Here is a 19,881-nt window from a genome sequence, read left to right as displayed (position 1 = left end):
CCCCGAGAGAGGTGGGGAAATGCGCCCCCGTAAGGTTATCGGCAAGACCCCCCCCCCCCCCCCCCCCCCCCCCCACGATCCGTCCGGGTCAGAGGCGCGCGGCGCGTTCCAGGCGGCCCAGGTCCACGAACTTGAAGTCGGTGTCGGTACGGGCCTCCCCGTCGGGCCCGGCGGTCTCGGGCGTGTTGGCACCGTCCTGGACGACCAGCATGCCGTTCGGGAACTTCCTGCCCAGCGGTGCGCTGGTGACGGCGGCGCCGTCGCACTCCTGGGAGCCGTCGGGTGCGCCGGGCTTGGTGCCTGCGGCGATGCGGAAGCTGCGGACGTACGCGTTGCCGTGCTCGCGGTCGAAGACGGCGAAGGTGTCGTCGCCCTGGCTGGAGGCGAGCAGGTAGCCGCCGTGCCCGGGGTGCTCGGGGTCGCGCCAGATGGTCAGGCCCTCCACGTCGGCGGATACGTGCCGTCCGCCGAAGCCGGGGTCCGCGCCCGCGTCGCATTCCTCGGTCTGCGGGTTCCAGGTGCCGGGCACTGCGAAGGAGCGGACCTTCTCGATCAGGCGGGCAGGGGCACGGAGGTCGGCGTCGAGCTTCCAGATGCCGACGTCTTCCTGGCCGGCGTAGAGGTCGCCGGTATCGGGATCGATGACCATGCCCTCGACCTGGGGGAGCTCGCCCGGCTCGCCGCACGGCGCCCACGTCTTCCCGTCGGGCAGGGTGAAGGAGGAGGGCAGCGAGGTGGTGCGGACCGTGCGGTAGCCGACCGTGCCGCGCCGGGTCGGCAGAAGTTCGGCCAGCGCGAGGTCCGTGGCGTGGCGTCGGCTGGTGACCGCGAACGAGCGGCCGTTGCGGCGGTCGGTGTAGGCGGCCAGGCCGTAGGCGGTCCGCTGGTCGTTGACCTCGTCCTGATCGGCGGAGAAGACGGGCGGGGCGGCTGCCTCGTCGGTGACGTCGACCAGCGGTGCGGTGGGCCGCTCGGGGTCGATCCGGTAGACGCGCAGCTGGTCGCGGCCCCTGTCGGAGACGACGGCCACGTCGCGGCGGCCGTCGGGGAAGCGCAGCCCGGTGATCAGGTCGACGTTGTTGAAGCGCCCGGGCTTGTCACCGTCCCGCGGCGGCGGTGGCGCCGGCAGGGACTGCACCTGGCGCCCGTCCAGGTCGTACACGCGCAAGCCGCCCTCCTTGGCGGTGGCGATGACCAGACTGCGGTCGGGGTCCTTCGCGTTGCGCCAGATCGCGGGGTCGTCCGCGTTCGCGTTGCCACCGGCCTCGTCGTCGAAGAGGGAGGGCGTCTCGACGGAGGCGGACACCTGGGGCAGCGAGGGCGACGCGCCGCCCTCACGGGCCTGCGCCGGCCACCCGATCAGCCCCACGGCCACGAGGGCCGCCGCTGCCACGACCGGCGTCCGCCTTCTTGAGATCACGCTCATCTTGCCTCCTGGTCACGGGATCGAGGGGCCGGCCGTGGAGTCGGGGTCCCCGGGCGCTCCGCGACGGGCCGCCCCCACCCTGGGCTACCTGCGGGTAGCCGCCATGGAGGCCGCATGACGTGAGCATGACCGCGCAATGAACTCCCCCGGCAGCGGGGCACCGGGGCTTCCTTAGCGGAACGTTAGATCTGCGTGCCGGACCTTGTCCGGGTGCGACGGCAGCCGCATGCTCTGGACACTTCCCCACCGCTGGGGCCTCTCTCCCCTCTCCCATCAGGGACTTCCCTCTGGAGCCGCCATGTCCTCGTCTGCCATCATGCCCGCGTCGCCGCCCGGCGACGAGCGCGCGAAGCGCCGGCTCGCGCTGATCGGCGGCTCGCTCGGCAATCTCGTCGAGTGGTACGACTGGTTCGTCTACGCCAGCTTCGCGATCTACTTCGCCGACTCCTTCTTCCCCGGCGACAACCCGACCACGCAGCTGATGAACACGGCTGGGATCTTCGCCGTCGGCTTCCTGATGCGGCCCGTCGGCGGGTGGATCCTCGGCCGCGCCGCCGACCGGCACGGACGCAAGAGCGCGCTCACGCTGACCGTCACCATGATGTCGGTGGCCGCCCTGCTGATCGCCGTCGCACCGACCTACGGCCAGGCCGGCTACTTCGGCGCGCTCGTGCTGCTGCTCGCGCGTCTGCTCCAGGGAATGAGCATCGGCGGCGAGTACGCGGCCAGCGCCACCTACCTCACCGAGGCGTCGGCCCGCAACCGGCGCGGCCTGGGCTCGTCCTTCCAGTACGTGTCGATGACCTGCGGCCAGCTGCTCGGTCTGGGCATCCTGATCACGATGCAGCACACGCTCACCACGGCCCAGTTGGAGAGCTGGGGCTGGCGGATCCCCTTCGTCCTCGGGGCGTTGTTCGCGGTGGTCGTCTTCTGGCTGCGGCGGCGGCTCCAGGAGACCGACGCGTTCAAGGAGGAGTCGTCGGGCGAGGACGCCCACGACGACAGCACGCGCGGCACGCTGAAGGCCCTGTGGCAGTACCGGCGGCAGGCGGGCCTCGTCATGGCGCTCACCCTCGGCGGCACCGTGGCCTACTACACGTACACCACCTACCTCACCAAGTACCTGGTCGGCAGTGCGGGCATGGAGAAGACCACCGCCACGCTGGTCAGCTTCACCGCCCTGGCCCTCTTCGCCGTGCTGCAGCCCTTCGCCGGGATGCTGTCCGACCGGATCGGCCGCCGTCCGCTGCTCATCACCTTCGCGGTGGGCTGCACCGTCGGCACGTACCCGATCATGACCGCCGTCGGGTCGGCGTCCTCGTACTGGTCCGCGCTCGGCCTGTCCCTGCTGGCCCTGGTGATCATCACCGGGTACACCTCGATCAACGCGGCGGTCAAGGCCGAGCTGTTCCCGACACGGGTGCGCGCCCTGGGCGTGGCGCTGCCGTACGCGATCGCCAACGCGCTCTTCGGCGGCACGGCGGAGTACGTGGCGCTGTGGTTCAAGAGCAGCGGGCACGAGACGATGTTCTTCTGGTACGTCTCCGGGTGCGCGCTGATCTCCCTCGTGACCTACGTCCTGATGCCGGACACCCGCAACGCCGCGCTCAGCCGCGCCGAGTCCGGGGCCGACGCGGACGCCGACGCCGACCGGGTGCGGCCGGCGACCGCCTCGGCCGAGGCCGCGCGCTGATCCGCCGCCGGTGACCCGGGGCGGCGGCTCCCGTAGGCTGCTGCCCCAGGTCACGCGTACCGAGGACACCGACTATGCACGCGCTTCTCGTCGAGGACGACGACCGCATGGCCCAGGCGCTCGGCACCGCCCTCGCCCAGCGGGGACACACCGTCCGCCGGGTGGGCCGTGCCCTGGACGCCCTGCGGCACGCCCGCGAGGCGGAGTTCGTCCTGCTCGACCTGGGCCTTCCCGACCTCGACGGGCTGGAGCTGCTGCGGCGGCTGCGCACCGTGTGCGACGCGCCCCTGATCGTGGTGACCGCGCGCTGCGAGGAGCGCGACATCGTGCAGGGGCTGCGGGCGGGCGCCGACGACTATGTCGTCAAGCCGTTCCGGATGGCCGAGTTGATGGCCCGTATCGACACCGTACGCCGCCGGACGGACATCCGCTCCGGCCGTACGGGTGCTCAACCGGCCGGCCACGGCGGCCCCGCCGGGGGCCGGCCCGTGCGCACCGGGGACGTCGAGGTCGACCTGGCGGCCCGTACCGTCAGGGTGGCGGGCGGCGACGTCAGGCTGACGCGCCGGGAATTCGATGTGCTCGCGTTCCTGGCCGCCCGCCCGGACCAGGTGCGTTCCCGCGCGGAGATCCTGGACCGGATCTGGGGTGACGTCTTCCTCGCCGCCTCCCGCTCGCTGGACGTCCATGTCGCGGGGATCCGCGCCAAGACCGGCCGCTCCGGCCTGGTGCGCACCGTGCGCGGGTACGGCTACCAGCTCGGCTGCCCGACGGCGCCCGATGAGCGGGACGGCGAAGGGGACGGCCTGCGATGAGACGCCGGCTCCTCGCCGTGCTGATGGTGCTCATGGGAGCCGCCGCCCTGCTGCTGTGCGTCCCGCTGGCCGACGCCTACGCCCGCGGCCGCACCGAGCACCTGCTCCTGCAACGGCGCTCGGAAGCCGTGCGGTTCGCCGATCTGGCCGAGCGGATGCGCACCGCCGCCGACCGGGCGGAGCTCTCGGCCGAGATCAGCCGGTACGCCCAGCTGTACGGAGCCGGGGTCGTCGTGGTGGACACGGCCGGAGCGACGCTCGCGCGGGCCGGCACGGGGCCCGCCTCGCGGGCCGCCACTGATTCGGCCACCGCGTCGGACGCCCGGCGCCGGGCCCTCACCGGCCGCTCCACCGACCGGCTGCCGACCCTTCGTCCCTGGGGGCCCACGACCGTCGTGCTCGCCGAGCCGGTGGGCCGGGACGAGCGGGTCAGCGGGGCGGTCCTGATGGCCGTCCCCACCGACGCCGCCCGCCGGGACGTGACGGTCCGCTGGGTGCTCATCGCCGCCGGCGCGGTCGCCGCCTTCGCGGCGGCGGCCCTGGTCGCGGCGGGCATCGCGCGCTGGCTGATGCGCCCGCTCCTCGACCTGGACCGGGCGGTGGAACGACTGACGGCGGGCAGCCTCCAGGCGCGGGCCGTCTCGGACACCGGACCGCCGGAACTGCGCCATCTGCGGCAGCACTTCAACACCATGGCGCAGGCCATGGCCGACTCCATGGGCCGCCAGCGCGACTTCGTCGCCGACGCCTCCCACCAACTGCGCAATCCGCTGGCCACCCTGGTACTGCGGCTGGAGAACGTCGAACCGCACATCGCTCCCGGGCCCGGCCTGGCCGAGCACACCCGGGCCCTGGACGAGGCGGAGCGCCTGGAGGAGCTGCTCGACGGCCTGCTGGCCCTGGCGCGGGTGGAGTCCGGCGCGGCGGCGGAGCTGAGCGATCAGGACGTGTCACGGGCGGTACGGGATCGGGTGGCGGCCTGGGCTCCGGTCTTCCGCGCCGCGGAAGTGGAGTTGGCGCTCACCGGCCTCCCGGAAGGGCTGCGGGCGCGGGCCCTGCCCGACGCGGCGGGCCGGATCCTGGACGCGCTCCTCGACAACGCCGTGAAGTTCGTGCCGCGCGGTGGCCGCGTCGAGGTGCACGTCACGCAGGGGCCGGACGCGAGCGCCGTCGTACGGGTCGCCGACGACGGCCCCGGAGTGCCGGAGGAGCAACTGACGTTGCTGCTACGGCGTTTCGCGCGCTCCCCCGAGCACCAGAACGTTCGCGGCAGCGGACTGGGACTGGCCATCGCCGACGAGATCGCCCGCGTCAGCGGCGGCCGGCTCGTCGTGAGCGGCAATCTGCCGCACGGCCTGGTCGCAGAACTCCGGCTCCCGTCCTCCTCGCACGGCCTGGTCCCAGACCCCCGACTCCCGTCCTCAGTGACCGCTCAGCCGTACACCGACCGGTAGTACGCGACCGCGCCCGGGTGGAGCGGCACCTCGCCGGTGGAGATGGCGAACCGGGGCTCCAGCCGCGCCCCCGCCGTCACCTCCCGCAGCAGGTCGCGCCACCGCTCGAACACCACCCGGAGCAGTTCGCGCACGGCGCTCTCCCCCACGTCCCCACGGGCCAGGAGGTAGTTGCCGACCCCGATGGTGCCCACCGGCTCCGCCAGCCCGTACACCCCGGCGGGCAGCGTGACCGCCGTGTAGACGGGGGCGTAGCGCTCCCGCAGCGCGCCCACGTGGTCGTCGAGCGGCAGGAACCGCAACGGCAGCTCGCGCGCCAGCCCCGCCAGCGCCGGCGTGGGCACGCCTCCGGACCAGAACACCGCGTCGACCGTGCCCTCGCGCAGCGCCGCCACCGACGCGCCGAGGCCCAGTCGCCGCTCGCGTGCCGGCGAAGGTCCGCCGCTCAACTCCGACGCGCGCAGGACCCGTTCCGCCACCACCTGCACCCCCGACCCCGCCGCGCCCGCGGCGACCGGGCGCCCGGCGAGGTCCCGCACGGACCGCACCGGCCCGTCCGCCGGGACCAGGAGGTGGGTGTAGTTCACGTAGACGCGGGCCAGCGCCGTCACGGCGGCCGGCCGGGGGAACGACTCGCGCCCCAGCACCGCGTCCTCGGCCACGTCGGCCATGGCCAGGGCCAGCTCGACGGAGCCGTCGTCCAGCTTCCGCAGGTTGTCCACGCTCGCCGCGGTGCTCACCGGAACGATGTCGAGCGGTCGCCCGCTCGCGGCGACGGCCTGGGCCAGGGCCTTCCCGAAGGCGTTGTACGGCCCGCCCTCCGGCCCCGTCGCGAGCCGTAGCCGCCGTACCGGGCCGGACGCCCCCGAGCATCCGGACAGCGCCACCGCGACGGCGCCGAGCGCGGCGCCCATCACCCGTCGGCGGCTCACCTCTGCGCTGGTCACGGCGGAAGCCTAGCCAGCCGGCCGCCCGGGACGGTACTCCGGTACCCCGGGCCGGTCCTCCGGTCACCCGGCCCGCCATGGCAGAGTCATCCCCATGTTGACTTCGACGCGTGGGCGGCGCAGGCACGCCGCCGTGGCCGCCCTTCTCCTGAGCGCCGCCCTGTCCCTGACCGCGTGCGGCGAGCGGCAGGGCACGCGGGCCGCGACGCCCGGCGACCCGGTCACACCCCCGAGTGCGAGCGCCAGCTCCCCCGGCGCCCCTCCCTACGTGGAGCCCGGAGTCGTCGACGGCGCCCCGCACCACGGGGAGAACAACGCCCACCGCCGCTCGCGCACGATGTCCCCCGCCAGCGCCAAGGACGCGCAGAGGGAGGTCGGTCGCATCGAACCCGTGCTCAAGCAGCTCTGGGAACAGGGGAAGTGGGACCCGACCAGCGTGCGTGCGGCCCTGCACGCGCTCGGGTACGAGGATGAGCGGACCGGACCGAAGGGGGAGCGGCTCGGCGGAACGCTCACGGTACGGGAGATGGACCAGCGCTTCGAGGTCGACCACTACGTCACGCCCGAAGGCGCCCTGGTCGGTCTTCGCGTCCATGACGACGCCTGCGTCATGGCGTTCGTGCAGAAGACCAACTACGAGGTGAAGGCGAAGGGTCCGTTCATGGAGACCGGCTGCTTCGAGCCGCCCTCCGGCCACTGAGACGCGGTCCCGTCACGAGACCCGGGCGAGCGGCGCGATCCCGAGGTCGCCGGCCGTGTAGTGGACCTCGCGCCGGTAGGGGTTCGGTGGGGTTCAGGCGAACGGGTGAACAGGTGAGCGAGTCCCGGTACCGTCACCGCCTGCCGAGGGGGCGACCGAAACACTGGCCAGCGGCCTGGTCAAAGACGACGGGAGCAGCCGTGAGCGTGGTCATCGGTACGTGGAACGTGGAGAATCTCTGCCGGCCCAGGGATCCGGGCAGCCCGCCCTCCAGGAAGTGCGCCGCCAAGGACGAGGCCACGTACGCGGCGAAGCTGGAGGGTCTGGCGGCCACCATCAACCGGATCTCGCCCGACCTGCTCGGCGTCCAGGAGGTGGGGAGCCAGGAGGCGCTGGCGGATCTGGTCGAGAAGCTGGACGGCGACTGGCACACCGCCCTGTCGCAGCACGCCGACCGGCGCGGCATCCGGGTCGGCTTCATCAGCCGCCGCCCGCTCACCGTCATCGAGGACCGCAAGGACTTCCCGGAGCACCTGCCGCCGGTGCAGGTCGAGGACGACGGAACCACCACCAAGCGGATGGGCCGCGGCGCCCTGGTCGTGCGCTGGAGTCCCGCCCCCGACCACACCCTCGGCGTGGCCGTCTGCCACCTGAAGTCGAAGCTGCTGACCTTCCCCGGCAACCGTCACAGCACCGACGACGAGGAGCTGCGCGCCCGCTACGCCGCCTACGCGCTGTACCGCCGGGGCGCCGAGGCCGTCACCATGCGCTCCTTGGCCGACCGGCTCCTGCAGGGCGACGGCGCCACCAACGACGTGGTCGTGATGGGCGACCTCAACGACGAGTTCAAGGCCGCCACCACCCAGATCCTGTACGGTCCGCCCGGCTCCCAGCTCGGAACCGGCGGCTTCAGGGATCCGGACCTCGGCGACCGGAGGCGGCTGTGGAACCTCGCTCCCCGCATCCTGGAACAGGGCGGGTTCTCCCGTATCTTCGAGGGCCAGAAGGAGCTCATCGATCACATCCTGGTGAGCCAGGCCCTGCTGCCCCGCGTGGAAAAGGCCTTCACCGGCCGCGAGAAGCTGCCGACGGTGGAAGAGGCGCGCCCGGCCGCGGCGCACGACAGTCCCTCCGACCACGCGCCGGTCATCGCCCAGCTCGACTTCTAGCGTACGACGCGATCAGCCGTAGCCTCGACGTTCCCGCGAAGGTGACCCCCACGGCGCCGGTTCCCTCCTCGGTACGCCGTGCTGGCGCGCACCGGCTCCAGCGCGACCGCCTCAGGGGCGACGCCTGAGCCCACCGGCCGTGCTCCTGACCTGCAAGGACTCGATTCCCTGACTGAGAGCAAGCGCTCAGGAGCGCTTGCTCTCAGTCGTTGGGCCTTCCTCGGTCACCCCTGCCGGACCGATGCTTCCCATGCGGTCGAGGCGGGGCGGTCCGGTACAGCGGGTCGCCCCACTTCGGGCCCGCAGGTATCCGCCCAGCCCCTCCGCCCGGCCCCCGGCCCGGCCCCACCCGACGAAGAGGACACCACACATGCGACGCACGCGTCTGCTCGCCGCCACCCTCGCGTTCACCGCGACCGCCGTCGTCGGCGGGGTCATCACCGCCGCGCCGGCCTCCGCCGCCACGTACGCCTGCTCCTACCAGGGCCGGTACTACACGGGCAACGCCGTCACCAGCCAGGGGAACACGGGCAACCGGGTCATCGAGGTGCAGTGCCTGCTCAAGGGCGGGGGGTACCTCGACGCGCATCAGGTCGACGGGGTCTTCGGCTCGCAGACCTACAACGCGGTCCGCAGCTTCCAGACCGTTTACCGCAAGCACTGCAACTCGTCCATGGCCGTCGACGGCGTCGTCGGCTCGCACACCTGGGCCGCGCTCCGGAGTGCCTGCCCGTCCTGATCGCCCGCCCGGCCGGGCCCGATCCCCTTCCCGCCGGGAACACACCTGTCCTGACTCCCCTCTGAAAGGCATCTCATGAAGACCCGTATCCTCGCCGTCTCGTTGAGCTCCGCAGCGCTGCTGGCCGCCGGCCTGCTGACCGCCCCCACCGCCTCCGCCGCCCCGGCCGCGACCTGCGTCGGATCGTCGTGCAACGGCCGGAACCCGGCCAGTACGACCTGCCAGAACGACGCCCGCACGGTCGCGGAGTCCGTCGACCCGATGGGCGCCATGGAACTGCGCTACAGCCCGTCCTGCCGGGCCGCCTGGGGCCGGTTCAAGATCAACTCGCCGTCCGGATCCCGCATAGAGATCAAGAACAACCAGGGCAAGAAGTACACGACTTACGGCAGCGGCAAGTTCTACAGCGTCATGATCAACGACAAGGACGTGAAGGCCTGGGCGTGCGGCATCTGGCCCTCCGAGTTCGGTGGCACCAACACCGCCTGCACGACCGACTACTGATGGTTCGCCAGGACCCGGAGAGGAAGCACCCTGTCGTGAACGTCAAGAACGTCATGAATGCCATGAACCCACTCAGCGGATCCAAGCGGAAGTTCCTCGTCACCGGGGCCGCCCTCGTCGGCTCGCTCGCGCTGGCGACCGGCCCGGCCCAGGCCACCACGGCCAATGTCGGGGGCCAGGTCGGGGGGAGCTACACGTACTACGGCACCGCCCGGACCATCACCGCCGAGGGCTCGCACGTCTATCTGAGGGCGAACAGCGGAGGGATCGCGATGAAGGCCTTCTGGTACAAGTGCAGCGACCGCAGCACCCGCGGCGCTGACCGGGAGGTCGGTTCGGGGACACGCCAGCGACTCGGCTCCGGCTTCAAGGCCGGTACGGTCTTCTGCCTGGGAGCGGCGGCGGATGTCGTCAGCCCGCACAAGATCTCCTGGACCGGCACCCTCAACTGGAACGTCTTCTCCTGAGCCCGGACCCGACCGACGGTGCCTCACCACGGCGACGCGTATCGCTGTGGTGAGGCACCGTTCCCCCGTTCCCCCGTTCCCCCGTGCCCCCGTCGGCCCTGCGGCTACGGCCGGACGGCCTCCTACAGCCAGCCGGCCTGAGCGGCCCGCAGCCCGGCCTCGAAGCGGCTGCGGGCACCGAGCCGTTCCATGATCGATGCCATGCTGCGGCGGACGGTGCTCAGGGAGACGCCCAGCCGCCCCGCGGCGGTCTCATCGGTGAGCCCCTTGGCCAGCAGCGTGAGCAGCTCGCGTTCCTGTGCGGTCAGCCCGGTGCCCTGGTGCCTGGCCTGCTGCGCCCCGAGCGGCAGGGCGACCGCCCACACCTGCTCGAAGAGCGTCGCCAGCGCCGTCATCGCCCCGGCCGCGTGGAGGAGGACGGCGCCGCGCCGGGTGTCCGAGGGATCCAGCGGGACCAGTGCGCTGACACCGTCGATGAGGATCATCCGCAGCGGCAGGGTGGGGACCGTACGCACCTCGCCGCCGTTCTCGGTCAGCCAGCGCGCGTAGTCCAGTGTCGGAGCGCTGTTGCGGACGCTGTCCAGGCAGACCGTCCGGACCTCCACGCCCCGCAGCAGGATCTGCGCGTCGTTGTGCCGCGCCGCCTCGATGGACGCCGGGGAGTGGCCGCCGCCCGGCATGAACGTGCACACCGAGGTCGTGGCCTTGTTCGCGATCTGCTCCAGGCGGCTCTGGATCGCGTCCATGCCGATCAGGCGTTCGCTGTCGAGCTCATCGCCCGCGCCGCAGGGCTCGGCTCGATCGGCGAAATCGGCGATCATACGGGTGACCGCGTCGTGCGTCTCGTCCAGTTCCCGCCGGCGCCGCTCCAACTCCTCCTGCTGGCGGCGCAGCAGCAGCTGCAGCCCGAGTTCGGGATGGATCGCCCGCCATCCTCCGGGCCGGTCGGCCGACTTCCGCAGCAGCGCGAGCTCGGCGAGTCTGTCCAACGCGTCCCGCACCTGCTGTTCCTCAAGTCCGAGCCGCTCGGCCATCTGCGCGACGCCCCAGCCCTCGGGCCGCGCGGCGAGCAGCCGGTAGACGGCTTCGGTCGGTGTGTCGAGTCCCAGTGCGGACAGCATCCCGTGCTCCTACCCACGTCGAAAAGGTCTCTGTCAGGCGCACAGCAGCATGGGGGGAAGCGGTGCCTGCGGTCTTGTAGGAATCGGAGCTCAGGCCGTGTCCGGCAGCAGCAGGCTGGTCACCCGGCCGGCTACGCGGTCCAGCGGTGAGCCGGGCGGCAGTCCGCCGCGGCGGGCCGCGAACTGCGAAGGGGTGAGTCCGGTCATGGCCTTGAACTCGCGGATGCAGTGGGCCTGGTCGTGGAATCCGCCGAAGGCCGCCACCGCGGCGCCGTCCAGGCCGAGCGTCTGAAGGCGCAGCGCGCGCTGGAGCCGGGCGACCCTGGCGACGGCCTTCGGGGCCAGCCCCACCTGCTGCCCGAAGCAGGCCCGCAGATGGCGGGCGCTCCAGCCGACCTCTCTGGAGATCCTGGTGAGGGCCTCGGGCCGGCTGTCCGTGCGCAGCCGGCGCAGAGCCTCGCGGACTTCGGGCGAGACGGTGCCCCCGCGGTCGCCGCAGGCGAGGAACACGGTGTCGAGGAGCGCGAACCGCTCGGCCCAGGAGTCGGTCTGCCGCACTTGCTCGATCAGGAGGGTGGCGGTGCGACCGAGCAGGTCGTCGAGGTCGACGAAGGCCTCGGTGAAGTACCTCATCGGGATCCCGAAGGTGCGGTACGCGCCGAGCGGGGAGAACGTCACCTCGATGCCGTGCAGGCCTCCGGTGTGTTCGCCTCGCGTCGCGGTGGTGCGCAGTCCGGAGAGGAAGGACGAGGCGCCCAGGGCCGGTCCGCCGGCGGTGAGGCTCAGGCCCCCGGCGATGGTGATGACCACCGTCACCACGCCGTCGGGGACTTCCAGTCGGGACCGTGGCCGGCCTTCCGGCAGCCGGTAGCCGTGGTACGCGAGGATCTGGCCCCGCAGGGCCGGTCCCGGCCGCGACCTGACGCTCTCGGCCCCTCCGGCGGCGGGCTCCGGAGGGCGAACGGTCACGTGCATGCCTACCCCCGTATAGGGCCCCTTCGGTCCGGACGGCCACCAGGATGCATCAGCGCGGAGGGAATCCATAGGCGGGTCTCGGCACACTGCGCGGTGTCGGTGCGATTGGCCGAATTCGGTTCCGGCCCATCGCCGGGCGCGCACCGGTGACATGACACCAAGCTCTCCGGAGTACTTGCTCTCACTCCTCCCCCCTTCCGCCGGTCCGGGCCGGGCGGAAAGCTGTTCATCAGGAACACGGCGGGCCCGCCGAAAGCGAAGTGAACATTCCTTCCATGACGTTCAAGAAACGAGGTAAGCCCATGTTCCTCTTCTTCTTCGGCTTGATCTGGGACTGAAGCTGTTCCATGCACCTCATCATGACCGTGATCGCCCTGTCGGCGGCGCCGGATCAGCCCTCCCGACTCATCGACGAAAGCATCGTCACCGACGTCATCTGGTCCACCGCCACGGCCGGCGACCAGCTGGAACACGTATACGCCCGGTCCACGGCGGGTCGTCTGGACATCGTGCTGTTCCCTCTCGCCGCCGACGCGAAGGAGGCTGCCGCCACGGCCGACCGGATCATCCGGAGGGCTCTCGCCGGGGCACCTTTCCTGGCCGGTTGGACACTCACCAGGGATCCGCCCGGGGTCGGCGACTGAAGGCGTCACCGGGATCCGACGAGAAAGGCACCACTGTGAAGTCCTCCGTGAAGTCGTCCGTGAAATCCTCCGTCACGTCGCTTTTCACCGCCGGCGCGCTCGTCGCCGGCAACACCCTGCTCGTGGGCTGTGCGGGCGGGGCTCAGGCCGGGCCCGAGCCGCCCGCCGCCGCGATGGAGCTGCTGGACCGGCAAGGGTTCGACACCGCACTGCGGCAGGCCTCCCGGACCTACCGCTGGCCGGCCGACTACCGGCCCGACCTGGATCAGCTCTCCAGGAACAGCGCGCCGACCGGCACGGACGCGGCTCCCGCCGGAAGCGAAAGGATCATCCTTGAGATAGCCAACGCCTGTGCCTGGTACCGCTCGTGGGACGACGCCCGCGGCCGCGCGGACAGCGCCTCCGCCGACGCCGCGCTCCGGGTACTGGAGGAGGTCCTGCCCACCTACGGACCCCAGGACCCGGACGGCCGGCGCTTCGCCCGGGAGGCCGCCGCCAGGGCCCGCGCCGGAGACGGCTCACTGGCCCGGCAGTTCACCGAGGCCAACTGCGACGGCGTGATCACCTGGGACAGGAGCGGCGCCGCCGAGGGCTGAGCCGTGGGGAGGAACACGATGACCAGCACGATGACGAGTACGACGGCCGCGACGGCCACGAAGGCCGGTACGACGCCCGGTACGAGGACCACCGAGCAGGCCGCACCGGCCATGCGCCTCTACCACGAGCTGCTGGCAGACCGGGAACGGCTGCTCAAGGCCCACCACCGCCTGCTGGCCGAGCAGAACGCCCTGCTGGAACAGATCGATCGGCTGTGCGCCCAGTCGACCGCGGCCGGCTCCACCACCCCCTGCGGGAGCCCCCCGCCGCTGTCTCCGGTCCAGCGGCACGTCCTGGTCCTGATGGCAGGCGGAGCCAAGGACGGGACCATCGCCCGCCGGCTGAACCTGAGCGAGCGCTCCGTACGACGCCAGGTGGAAGCACTGGCCCAACGCACCGGAGCGAGCAACCGGTTCACCCTGGCCCTCGCCGCGATCAGGATGGGCTGGCTGCCCGCCGGTCACTGAACCCTCCCCTGTCCGGTACCGGCTGGCCGTCCTGCACCGGACAGCCGTCCTGTTCGGCCTGGGCAGGGGCAGCCCCCGCTGCTGAAGTGTGTGTCACCGCCCGGCAGGCCGCTCGCCGCGGATCTCGGATCTCGCATCCGGGTCTCGGATCTCGGATCTCGGATCTCGGCGAACGGCCCCGCGCGCACCATCACACCGATTCGAACAAGGGGAAGATCTCATGCGTAGCCGAGTCCGCAGCCTCGTCGCCACCAGCCTCGTCGGCACCACCGCCGCCCTCGTCGCCCTGCTCGTTCCCGGCACCGCCCACGCCGCCCCGGCCAAGCTCAGCCATGCGTCGGCCGTGAGCAAGCTGAAGGCGGCCGGTGGGATCGGCCTGTCCTCCAGCGGCGGTTGCAGCAACCGGAACGTCGCTACCTGCACCTCGCTGGAACAGGTCAACGCCGCCAGCATCAGCGACGTCATCACCCTGCGCAAGGCGAGCGGCTGCAACCTGACCATCACGGGCGGTACCGAGGTGGGACACGCCTCCGGCACCTACAGCCACTGGAACGGCTACAAGATCGACTTCAGTCCGACCACCTGCGTCAGCAACTACGTCACGGGCAGCTTCACCCGGATCGCCAACCGCGGCGACGGCGCGGCCCGTTACCGGTCCGCCGCGGGCAACGTCTACGCCCGGGAGAGCAACCACTGGGACGTCACCTTCTGCGGGGGCAGTTCGGCCTGCACCTCGGCGGCCAGCTCCTGAACGCACCCGGCAGCCGGCGGGGGCGCGGCCGACTCGGCCGACGCCTCCGCCGGGCCCACGTCGTGGGGTACCGCGGCGCGTACGCCGCCATCGGCGTTGCCGAAAGGGGTCGTGATCGTTTGCGTGGCTGACGGGGCAGTCGGGTCGGTCATCGAGAGGCGGAGCGAGTGGTCGGGTTGCGAATGGGGCGCAGGACCGTTCTACGAGCCGCTTCGGCGGGCGCCCTGGCGGCGCTGCTCGGCCGCTCCCCCGCGGCGGCCGCCCCGGGTGCCGGGGCCGCGGACCTGGTCAGGCTGCGGTTCACCCGTGCGACCAACGGGACCGCGACGGCCACCGCCTCGGGGGACCACGTCGTCGCCGAGGTGCAGAACGTCCTCTGGTCGCTGCCCCTGGACGGTTCGCCCGCGACACCCCTCACCCCGCCCGACCTGGAGCCCGGCCGCCCGGTGTTCTCCCCCGACGGCCGCCGGGTGGCGATGAGCGCCTATCGCGGGGGCGCCTTCCACATCTGGGTGATGAACGCGGACGGCTCCGGTCTGCGCCGGCTCACCGACGGGCCCTTCGACCACCGCGCGCCCGCCTGGTCGCCCGACGGCCGGACCCTCGCCTTCTGTTCCGAACGCGGCGGTGATCCGGTGGCCGGCAGCCCGTACCGGATCTGGACCGTCACCGTGACCGGCGGCCGCGCGCGCCGGCTGACGGGTCTGCCCGGGCAGTCCGGCCCCGGCCAGGACGGAGACTGGGAGGACTTCGACCCCGTCTGGTCGCCGGACGGCTCCCGCGTGCTGTTCGTCCGCGGCACCGCGTCCGGGGACACCCTGACCGCCCGGACCATCGCCTCCGTGGCCGCCGATGCCGCGGTCGACGCTGACACCGACCACGACACCGACACCGACGCCGACGCCGACGCCGACGCCGACGCCGCGAGGACGGTACGGATCGAACACACCGTCACCGACGGCAGGCTGCTGGCCCCGGCGCTCTCCCCGGCCGGACGCACCGCCTGGCTCTCCGCGGCCCCGGGCCCCCGCAAGGCCGAGACCCTGACGCTCTTCGCCGACGGCCGCCCGGTCCCTCTCGACGGCGACCTCGCGCCCGCTCCCCCGCGCTGGATCGGCGACGACCGCCTGCTGATCACCCTCGACGGCCGCTTCCGGGTGATCCGCCCCCACGAGGACGGCTCCGGCTACGAGATCCCCCTCGACGCCACCCTCGAAGTGCCCCGGCCCCGCTACCGGGTCAAGGAGTACGTCCTGGAGGCCGAGCGGAGCCGCCCGGTGCGCGGCATCCACCTGCCCGCCCTCTCACCCGACGGCCGCAGCGTGGCCTTCGCCGCGCTGAACGCTCTGTGGGTCGCACCCGTCACCGGCGGGGCGCCCCGCAAGGTCGTCCAGGCCCCCGCCACGGCCTACGTCCAGGGCCCGGTGTGGACCCCGGACGGCCGGGCCCTGGTCTACACCGACGACCGCGACGGGCTGAACACCGTACGCCGCCGGGAGCTCGACAGCGGCCACGAGCGTGTCCTCGCCCCGGGCGGCCGCGTGTACGGGGTGCTCTCGCCGGACGGCAAGCGGCTCGCCGCCCTGGACCTCGCCGGGCGCCTCCTCGTACGCGATCTCGCGACCGGGACGGAGACCCCCCTGGCCGCCGCCCTCGGCGGCGGTGGTCTGCCCGGCCCGCCCAGTTGGTCACCCGACGGCCGCCACCTCGCCCTGTGCGACCGCAACCGGCTGAGCCGGCGCTTCCGCGAGGGCTACAACCTCATCCGGATCGTCGACACCACCACCGGCGACGCCCGCCTCCACGCGCTCGCCCCGCACGTCTCGCTGGCGGACCGCTACGCCTCCGGCCCCGTCTGGTCGCCCGACGGCCGTTTCCTGGCCTGCGTCAGCGAGTCGGCCCTCTGGCTGCTTCCCGTCGGCCCCGACGGCACTCCGGCCGGTCCGGCCCGCCGCCTGACCGACGAACCCGCCGACCACCCCTCGTGGTCCGCGGATTCACGCACCCTGCTCTACCAGTCCTGCGCCCGGCTGCGCCTGCTCACCCTCGACGACGCCGGCGCACCCGCCGCGCCCGCCCGTACGGTGCCCGTCGCCCTGAGCTACCGGCGCCCCGCACCCGTCGACACCGTCGTGCACGCGGGACTGCTCTGGGACGCCACCGGCTCCCCGCCCCGCGCCGACGTCGACATCCTGCTCCGCGGCGGGCGGATCACCGCCGTGGAGCCCCACCGGCCGGGCCGCCGCGCCGCCCGCACCGTCGACGCCTCCACCGGAACGGTCCTGCCGGGACTGTGGGACTCGCACGTCCATCCCTACCCGTACACCTACGGCGCCCGCCAGGGCGCACTGCACCTCGCGTACGGCGTCACCACCGCGGTCTCGCTCGGCGGCTCCGCGTACGAACAGGCCCGGCTGCGCGAGGACGTGCGGGCCGGCCGGCTCGCCGCACCCCGGCTCCTGGCCGGCGGTGAACTCCTCGACGGTTCCCGGGTCGCCTACAGCATGGGGCGCGCCCATCGCACCCCGGCGGGATTCGCCCGCTCGCTGGCCCGGGCCGCGGCGCTGGACTGGGACGTCGTCAAGACGTACGTACGAGCCCCCTACGAGCAGATGGCCGAGGCCGCCCGCTTCGCGCACGACCGGCTCGGCGTCCTGGCCGGCTCCCACCTGTGCGCCCCCGGCATCCAGTCCGGCCAGGACCTGACCACGCACCTGGTGGCGACCGAACGCGCCGAGTACGGCCACGGGGCGACTCCGCGGGGGCACACCTACCAGGACACCCTGGAGGTCTATACGCACGGCGGTTTCGACCTCATCGCCACCCCCTTCACGGCCCTGCCGCTGATCGGCGCCGATCCGGCGGTCGCGGCGGATCCCCGGGTGACGGCTCTGATGCCGCCCTGGGACGTGGCGGCCGTCCAGGCCGCGGCCGCGAGCCCGCCCAGCGCCGAGCAGAGCGCCGCGCTGGAGCGGGAGGTCGGCGTCTACCGGCGCGTCGTCGACGGCGGCGGGCGGCTGGCGCTGGGCACCGACGCACCGCTCACCCCGGTCGGGCTCCACCTGCACCTCGCCCTGCGCGCCCTGCACCGGTACGGGCTGACGCCGGCGCAGGCCCTGACCACCGTGACCCGAACCCCGGCCCGCGTCTTCGGCGTCGCGGACCGGCTCGGTACGGTCGAGCCCGGCAAGCTCGCCGACCTCACCCTCGTCGAGGGCGATCCCTTCACCGACTTCGCCGACCTGATCCGCGTACGGGCGACCCTCCGCGGCGGAACCCTCCACGAACGCCCGCCCCTGGAGCGCGCCTTCACCCACCCCGCCGCCCCGCCCCAAACCCCCGACGACTGGCGCGCCGTGCTGCACCAGATGCTCCGCGACGGCTGCTGCACCGCACACCGGGCGCCTTAGGTCGTCTCTTTCGGATCTTGCCGGGCCCGCGCTGCCCGACAAGATCCGAAAGAGACGACCTAGGACAGCGGACCGGGCCGGCCGGCCCTGTGGTCAGGGGTGGTCGTACCAGGCGAAGGCCGCGATGCGCCAGCCCTCCGGGGTGCGGACGAACTGGATGGTCTTGGTCCCGCCACCCTCGAAGGGCTCACCGTCCAGGATCCCGGACTTGCGGTACGCGCCGAACCGCGAGGCGATGTCGCCCGCGATCTCGGTCCGTTCGGAGGTCTCCCACTCGGAGAACTCGGCCAGCCGACCTCCGGCCAGCAACAGCCGGCGGGGCTCGATGAACTCCTCCACGGTGTAGACCGTGAATTCCGGGCCGGTCTTGGTGATCACGCCGCCCGGCAGGACCAGCCGGCGGATCCGGTCCAAGTCGGCTGCCCGGCCGCCCCGGTTGTCGAAGGCACCGAAGAACTCGGCGGTCACCACGTCGATCTCAGCCTTGGCCATGGCGTGACAGTAGACGGAAGGGGCGACCGCGATCAAGGGAGCTGGGGCCCTCCCCCGCACCGGCGCCGACGCCGAGGCCGGCGCCGGCGAGACGGGCGATCGTCCTGGCCTACGGCAAGTGGCGCGCGACGAAGATGACTCGCCCTGCCTCGCCTCCGTGCCTCTCGTCCGCTCGCTCCGGTCAGACCGCCAGCGCCGTGGTGATCACCAGTGGCGGCCTCGCCCGCTCCGCCGACCACGCGCGGCTGGCCACGAGGTCCGCGTCGGCCACGGCGAGCGCCTCGTCCACGGAAGGCCGGTGCTGCACGACGCCCCGGAAGCGGGCGCTCTCCAGCAGGAGCGGGTACAGGGCGACGGGCCACGCGTGGTTGCGTACCTCCTGCCAGGACCCGTCCGTGCGCCGAAGCCGTACCGTCAGCTCGTCGCCCGGCCCGTAGTCCTCGCCCGGGTCGCCGATCCGCAGCGAGGCGTACTCCGTGCCGCTGCACGCGGGATCGGTGGTCAGCAGCACGAACGGGGCGCCCGGCCGCAGAAGCCGGCGGACCTCGCTGAAGACGCCGAGCAACGCCTCCTCGGTCGGCAGCGACGCCAGCACGTGGTTGCACATCACCGCGTCCGCGCACTCGTCCGCCAGCCCGGTCACCCGTCCGCCCTCGACCAGGTGGTACTCCGCCACTGCCGTCGCCGAGCGGCGCGCCAGCTCCAGCATCTCCGGGGAGGTGTCCGCCCCGAGCACCCGCGCTCCCAGCACCCGGGCCGCGTGGTCGGCCACCTTGCCCGGCCCGCATCCGTAGTCCACCAGGACGTCACCGGCGCCGATCCGGCGGGACAGGGCCTTGAGGACGAACGGATAACCGAGCAGCCAGTCCGTGGCCGCTTCCACCGCCGCGAATGCCCGCGCCCCTTCACGTCCGGACCAGGCCGTGCCTTCTCCGGCACCACCCTGCCCGGGTCCCTCCGACCAGTCGCTCACAGCCCCACTATCGACCCACCACGCCCGTACGGGGGTGCTACGACACGGCGTGCCGGCTCACCGCCTTCCCGCCGGGGGTGAGGCCGCCGCGCGGCGCAGCCGGCCCGGGGTGATGCCGAGCCGCTGCCGCAGCAGGGCTGAGCGTCGAGGCGTTCTCGTACCCCACGCGGCCGCTCGCGCCGACCGCCCGGGCGGCCTCGGCCATCTTCAGCGGCTCGCCCATGTGTTCGCGTACCCAGCGCTCGAAGGCTCCCACCGTGGGGTCGGTGCGGACGAGGTGGCTGGGGATGGCGTAACCGGCCTCGTCGAGCACCCCGGCCTCGGCCAGCAGGAACGTACTCGTGCAGGCCGCGGCCAGCGGAACGCCGTCGGCGCGGGCCTGCCGGATGGCGCGCCGCTCGGGGTCGCGCTCGGACGTGGCCACCCACTCCAGCAGCGGCTCCGGCTGCTTGGGGCCGGCGCCGGGCACCACGAGGAGGTCGGGCTCGGGAGCGTCCCGTGGGGGCACGGCCTCGATCACGTGCCCGGAGGCGCGTC

At 72.9% G+C, this 19,881-nt stretch carries 20 protein-coding genes; 13 read left to right on the top strand and 7 right to left on the bottom strand.

Going from position 1 to position 19,881, the window contains the following annotated elements:
- Nucleotides 1–88 precede the first annotated feature (88 nt).
- Nucleotides 89–1,426, bottom strand: coding sequence for a phytase (locus ACZ4TV_RS19615; protein WP_468135937.1), 1,338 nt, complete (start codon nt 1,424–1,426; stop codon nt 89–91).
- A gap of 316 nt (nt 1,427–1,742) precedes the next feature.
- Between ACZ4TV_RS19615 and ACZ4TV_RS19610 the strand changes: the two genes are divergently transcribed.
- From ACZ4TV_RS19610 to ACZ4TV_RS19600, 3 genes are all read left to right on the top strand, one after another.
- On the top strand, nt 1,743–3,119 hold the full coding sequence (locus tag ACZ4TV_RS19610; protein ID WP_468136016.1) for an MFS transporter: 1,377 nt from the start codon (nt 1,743–1,745) through the stop codon (nt 3,117–3,119).
- Between the two features lie 74 nt (nt 3,120–3,193).
- Entirely contained in the window at nt 3,194–3,934 is a 741-nt protein-coding gene (locus tag ACZ4TV_RS19605; protein ID WP_468135936.1) for a response regulator transcription factor, read from the top strand.
- Nucleotides 3,931–5,388, top strand: coding sequence for a sensor histidine kinase (locus ACZ4TV_RS19600; protein ID WP_468135935.1), 1,458 nt, complete (start codon nt 3,931–3,933; stop codon nt 5,386–5,388). Before ACZ4TV_RS19605 ends, ACZ4TV_RS19600 begins: the two co-directional genes overlap by 4 nt.
- Here the strand turns inward: ACZ4TV_RS19600 and ACZ4TV_RS19595 are convergent.
- Nucleotides 5,367–6,335, bottom strand: a complete 969-nt coding sequence (locus ACZ4TV_RS19595; protein ID WP_468135934.1) for a TAXI family TRAP transporter solute-binding subunit — start codon at nt 6,333–6,335, stop codon at nt 5,367–5,369. The genes ACZ4TV_RS19600 and ACZ4TV_RS19595 overlap by 22 nt on opposite strands.
- Before the next feature lie 94 nt (nt 6,336–6,429).
- On the opposite strand from ACZ4TV_RS19595, the gene ACZ4TV_RS19590 reads away from it, so the two are divergent.
- From ACZ4TV_RS19590 to ACZ4TV_RS19570, 5 genes are all read left to right on the top strand, one after another.
- Nucleotides 6,430–7,035: a hypothetical protein gene (locus ACZ4TV_RS19590; RefSeq protein ID WP_468135933.1), complete on the top strand. Its 606-nt coding sequence runs from the start codon at nt 6,430–6,432 to the stop codon at nt 7,033–7,035.
- 200 nt (nt 7,036–7,235) lie between these two features.
- Entirely contained in the window at nt 7,236–8,204 is a 969-nt protein-coding gene (locus tag ACZ4TV_RS19585) for an endonuclease/exonuclease/phosphatase family protein (RefSeq protein ID WP_468135932.1), read from the top strand.
- A gap of 370 nt (nt 8,205–8,574) precedes the next feature.
- Nucleotides 8,575–8,943 carry a peptidoglycan-binding domain-containing protein gene (locus ACZ4TV_RS19580; RefSeq protein WP_468135931.1) on the top strand — a complete coding sequence of 123 codons (369 nt, stop codon included), beginning with the start codon at nt 8,575–8,577 and terminating at the stop codon, nt 8,941–8,943.
- Between the two features lie 75 nt (nt 8,944–9,018).
- A complete protein-coding gene (locus ACZ4TV_RS19575) occupies nt 9,019–9,447 on the top strand; it encodes a DUF2690 domain-containing protein (RefSeq protein ID WP_468135930.1) in 429 nt (142 codons plus the stop codon).
- Between the two features lie 35 nt (nt 9,448–9,482).
- Nucleotides 9,483–9,914 (top strand): hypothetical protein, encoded by a 432-nt coding sequence (locus tag ACZ4TV_RS19570; RefSeq protein WP_468135929.1) that lies wholly within the window; start codon nt 9,483–9,485, stop codon nt 9,912–9,914.
- A 122-nt stretch (nt 9,915–10,036) separates the two neighbouring features.
- Here the strand turns inward: ACZ4TV_RS19570 and ACZ4TV_RS19565 are convergent, their stop codons facing one another.
- Together ACZ4TV_RS19565 and ACZ4TV_RS19560 are read right to left on the bottom strand one after the other, a co-directional pair.
- Complete coding sequence (locus ACZ4TV_RS19565; protein ID WP_468135928.1) at nt 10,037–11,035, bottom strand: helix-turn-helix transcriptional regulator; 999 nt, start codon at nt 11,033–11,035, stop codon at nt 10,037–10,039.
- Nucleotides 11,036–11,125: 90 nt separating this feature from the next.
- Nucleotides 11,126–12,004: a helix-turn-helix domain-containing protein gene (locus ACZ4TV_RS19560; protein WP_468135927.1), complete on the bottom strand. Its 879-nt coding sequence runs from the start codon at nt 12,002–12,004 to the stop codon at nt 11,126–11,128.
- A 353-nt stretch (nt 12,005–12,357) separates the two neighbouring features.
- Here ACZ4TV_RS19560 and ACZ4TV_RS19555 point away from each other — a divergent pair, with 353 nt between their 5' ends.
- The 5 genes from ACZ4TV_RS19555 (at nt 12,358) to ACZ4TV_RS19535 (ending at nt 17,879) form a co-directional block, all read left to right on the top strand.
- Nucleotides 12,358–12,654 carry a hypothetical protein gene (locus ACZ4TV_RS19555; RefSeq protein WP_468135926.1) on the top strand — a complete coding sequence of 99 codons (297 nt, stop codon included), beginning with the start codon at nt 12,358–12,360 and terminating at the stop codon, nt 12,652–12,654.
- A gap of 47 nt (nt 12,655–12,701) precedes the next feature.
- Nucleotides 12,702–13,250 carry a hypothetical protein gene (locus ACZ4TV_RS19550; RefSeq protein ID WP_468135925.1) on the top strand — a complete coding sequence of 183 codons (549 nt, stop codon included), beginning with the start codon at nt 12,702–12,704 and terminating at the stop codon, nt 13,248–13,250.
- Nucleotides 13,251–13,268: 18 nt separating this feature from the next.
- On the top strand, nt 13,269–13,718 hold the full coding sequence (locus ACZ4TV_RS19545; RefSeq protein ID WP_468135924.1) for a response regulator transcription factor: 450 nt from the start codon (nt 13,269–13,271) through the stop codon (nt 13,716–13,718).
- A gap of 220 nt (nt 13,719–13,938) precedes the next feature.
- On the top strand, nt 13,939–14,469 hold the full coding sequence (locus ACZ4TV_RS19540) for a hypothetical protein (protein ID WP_468135923.1): 531 nt from the start codon (nt 13,939–13,941) through the stop codon (nt 14,467–14,469).
- 182 nt (nt 14,470–14,651) lie between these two features.
- Nucleotides 14,652–17,879 carry an amidohydrolase family protein gene (locus ACZ4TV_RS19535; protein WP_468135922.1) on the top strand — a complete coding sequence of 1,076 codons (3,228 nt, stop codon included), beginning with the start codon at nt 14,652–14,654 and terminating at the stop codon, nt 17,877–17,879.
- Nucleotides 17,880–17,972: 93 nt separating this feature from the next.
- On the opposite strand, the gene ACZ4TV_RS19530 is transcribed toward ACZ4TV_RS19535, so the two are convergent.
- The 3 genes from ACZ4TV_RS19530 to ACZ4TV_RS19520 form a co-directional block, all read right to left on the bottom strand.
- On the bottom strand, nt 17,973–18,371 hold the full coding sequence (locus ACZ4TV_RS19530) for a nuclear transport factor 2 family protein (RefSeq protein ID WP_468135921.1): 399 nt from the start codon (nt 18,369–18,371) through the stop codon (nt 17,973–17,975).
- Between the two features lie 181 nt (nt 18,372–18,552).
- A complete protein-coding gene (locus ACZ4TV_RS19525) occupies nt 18,553–19,344 on the bottom strand; it encodes a class I SAM-dependent methyltransferase (RefSeq protein WP_468135920.1) in 792 nt (263 codons plus the stop codon).
- A 37-nt stretch (nt 19,345–19,381) separates the two neighbouring features.
- Nucleotides 19,382–19,852 carry a hypothetical protein gene (locus tag ACZ4TV_RS19520; protein ID WP_468135919.1) on the bottom strand — a complete coding sequence of 157 codons (471 nt, stop codon included), beginning with the start codon at nt 19,850–19,852 and terminating at the stop codon, nt 19,382–19,384.
- Between the last annotated feature and the right edge of the window lie 29 nt (nt 19,853–19,881).

It is taken from the genome of Streptomyces sp. NPDC028910 (assembly GCF_055564955.1).
The sequence above is the reverse complement of the archived record's forward strand: the minus strand, read 5'-3'. Positions and strand labels throughout refer to the sequence as shown.

What these genes read in the sequence shown, in the direction of transcription:
- ACZ4TV_RS19545 (WP_468135924.1), top strand. Translation starts at nt 13,269, where the DNA reads ATGACCAGCACGATGACGAGTACGACGGCCGCGACGGCCACGAAGGCC.
- ACZ4TV_RS19605 (WP_468135936.1), top strand. Translation starts at nt 3,194, where the DNA reads ATGCACGCGCTTCTCGTCGAGGACGACGACCGCATGGCCCAGGCGCTC.
- ACZ4TV_RS19590 (WP_468135933.1), top strand. Translation starts at nt 6,430, where the DNA reads ATGTTGACTTCGACGCGTGGGCGGCGCAGGCACGCCGCCGTGGCCGCC.
- ACZ4TV_RS19530 (WP_468135921.1), bottom strand. Translation starts at nt 18,371, where the DNA reads ATGGCCAAGGCTGAGATCGACGTGGTGACCGCCGAGTTCTTCGGTGCC.
- ACZ4TV_RS19565 (WP_468135928.1), bottom strand. Translation starts at nt 11,035, where the DNA reads ATGCTGTCCGCACTGGGACTCGACACACCGACCGAAGCCGTCTACCGG.
- ACZ4TV_RS19540 (WP_468135923.1), top strand. Translation starts at nt 13,939, where the DNA reads ATGCGTAGCCGAGTCCGCAGCCTCGTCGCCACCAGCCTCGTCGGCACC.
- ACZ4TV_RS19615 (WP_468135937.1), bottom strand. Translation starts at nt 1,426, where the DNA reads ATGAGCGTGATCTCAAGAAGGCGGACGCCGGTCGTGGCAGCGGCGGCC.
- ACZ4TV_RS19580 (WP_468135931.1), top strand. Translation starts at nt 8,575, where the DNA reads ATGCGACGCACGCGTCTGCTCGCCGCCACCCTCGCGTTCACCGCGACC.
- ACZ4TV_RS19600 (WP_468135935.1), top strand. Translation starts at nt 3,931, where the DNA reads ATGAGACGCCGGCTCCTCGCCGTGCTGATGGTGCTCATGGGAGCCGCC.
- ACZ4TV_RS19610 (WP_468136016.1), top strand. Translation starts at nt 1,743, where the DNA reads ATGCCCGCGTCGCCGCCCGGCGACGAGCGCGCGAAGCGCCGGCTCGCG.
- ACZ4TV_RS19535 (WP_468135922.1), top strand. Translation starts at nt 14,652, where the DNA reads ATGGGGCGCAGGACCGTTCTACGAGCCGCTTCGGCGGGCGCCCTGGCG.
- ACZ4TV_RS19555 (WP_468135926.1), top strand. Translation starts at nt 12,358, where the DNA reads ATGCACCTCATCATGACCGTGATCGCCCTGTCGGCGGCGCCGGATCAG.
- ACZ4TV_RS19575 (WP_468135930.1), top strand. Translation starts at nt 9,019, where the DNA reads ATGAAGACCCGTATCCTCGCCGTCTCGTTGAGCTCCGCAGCGCTGCTG.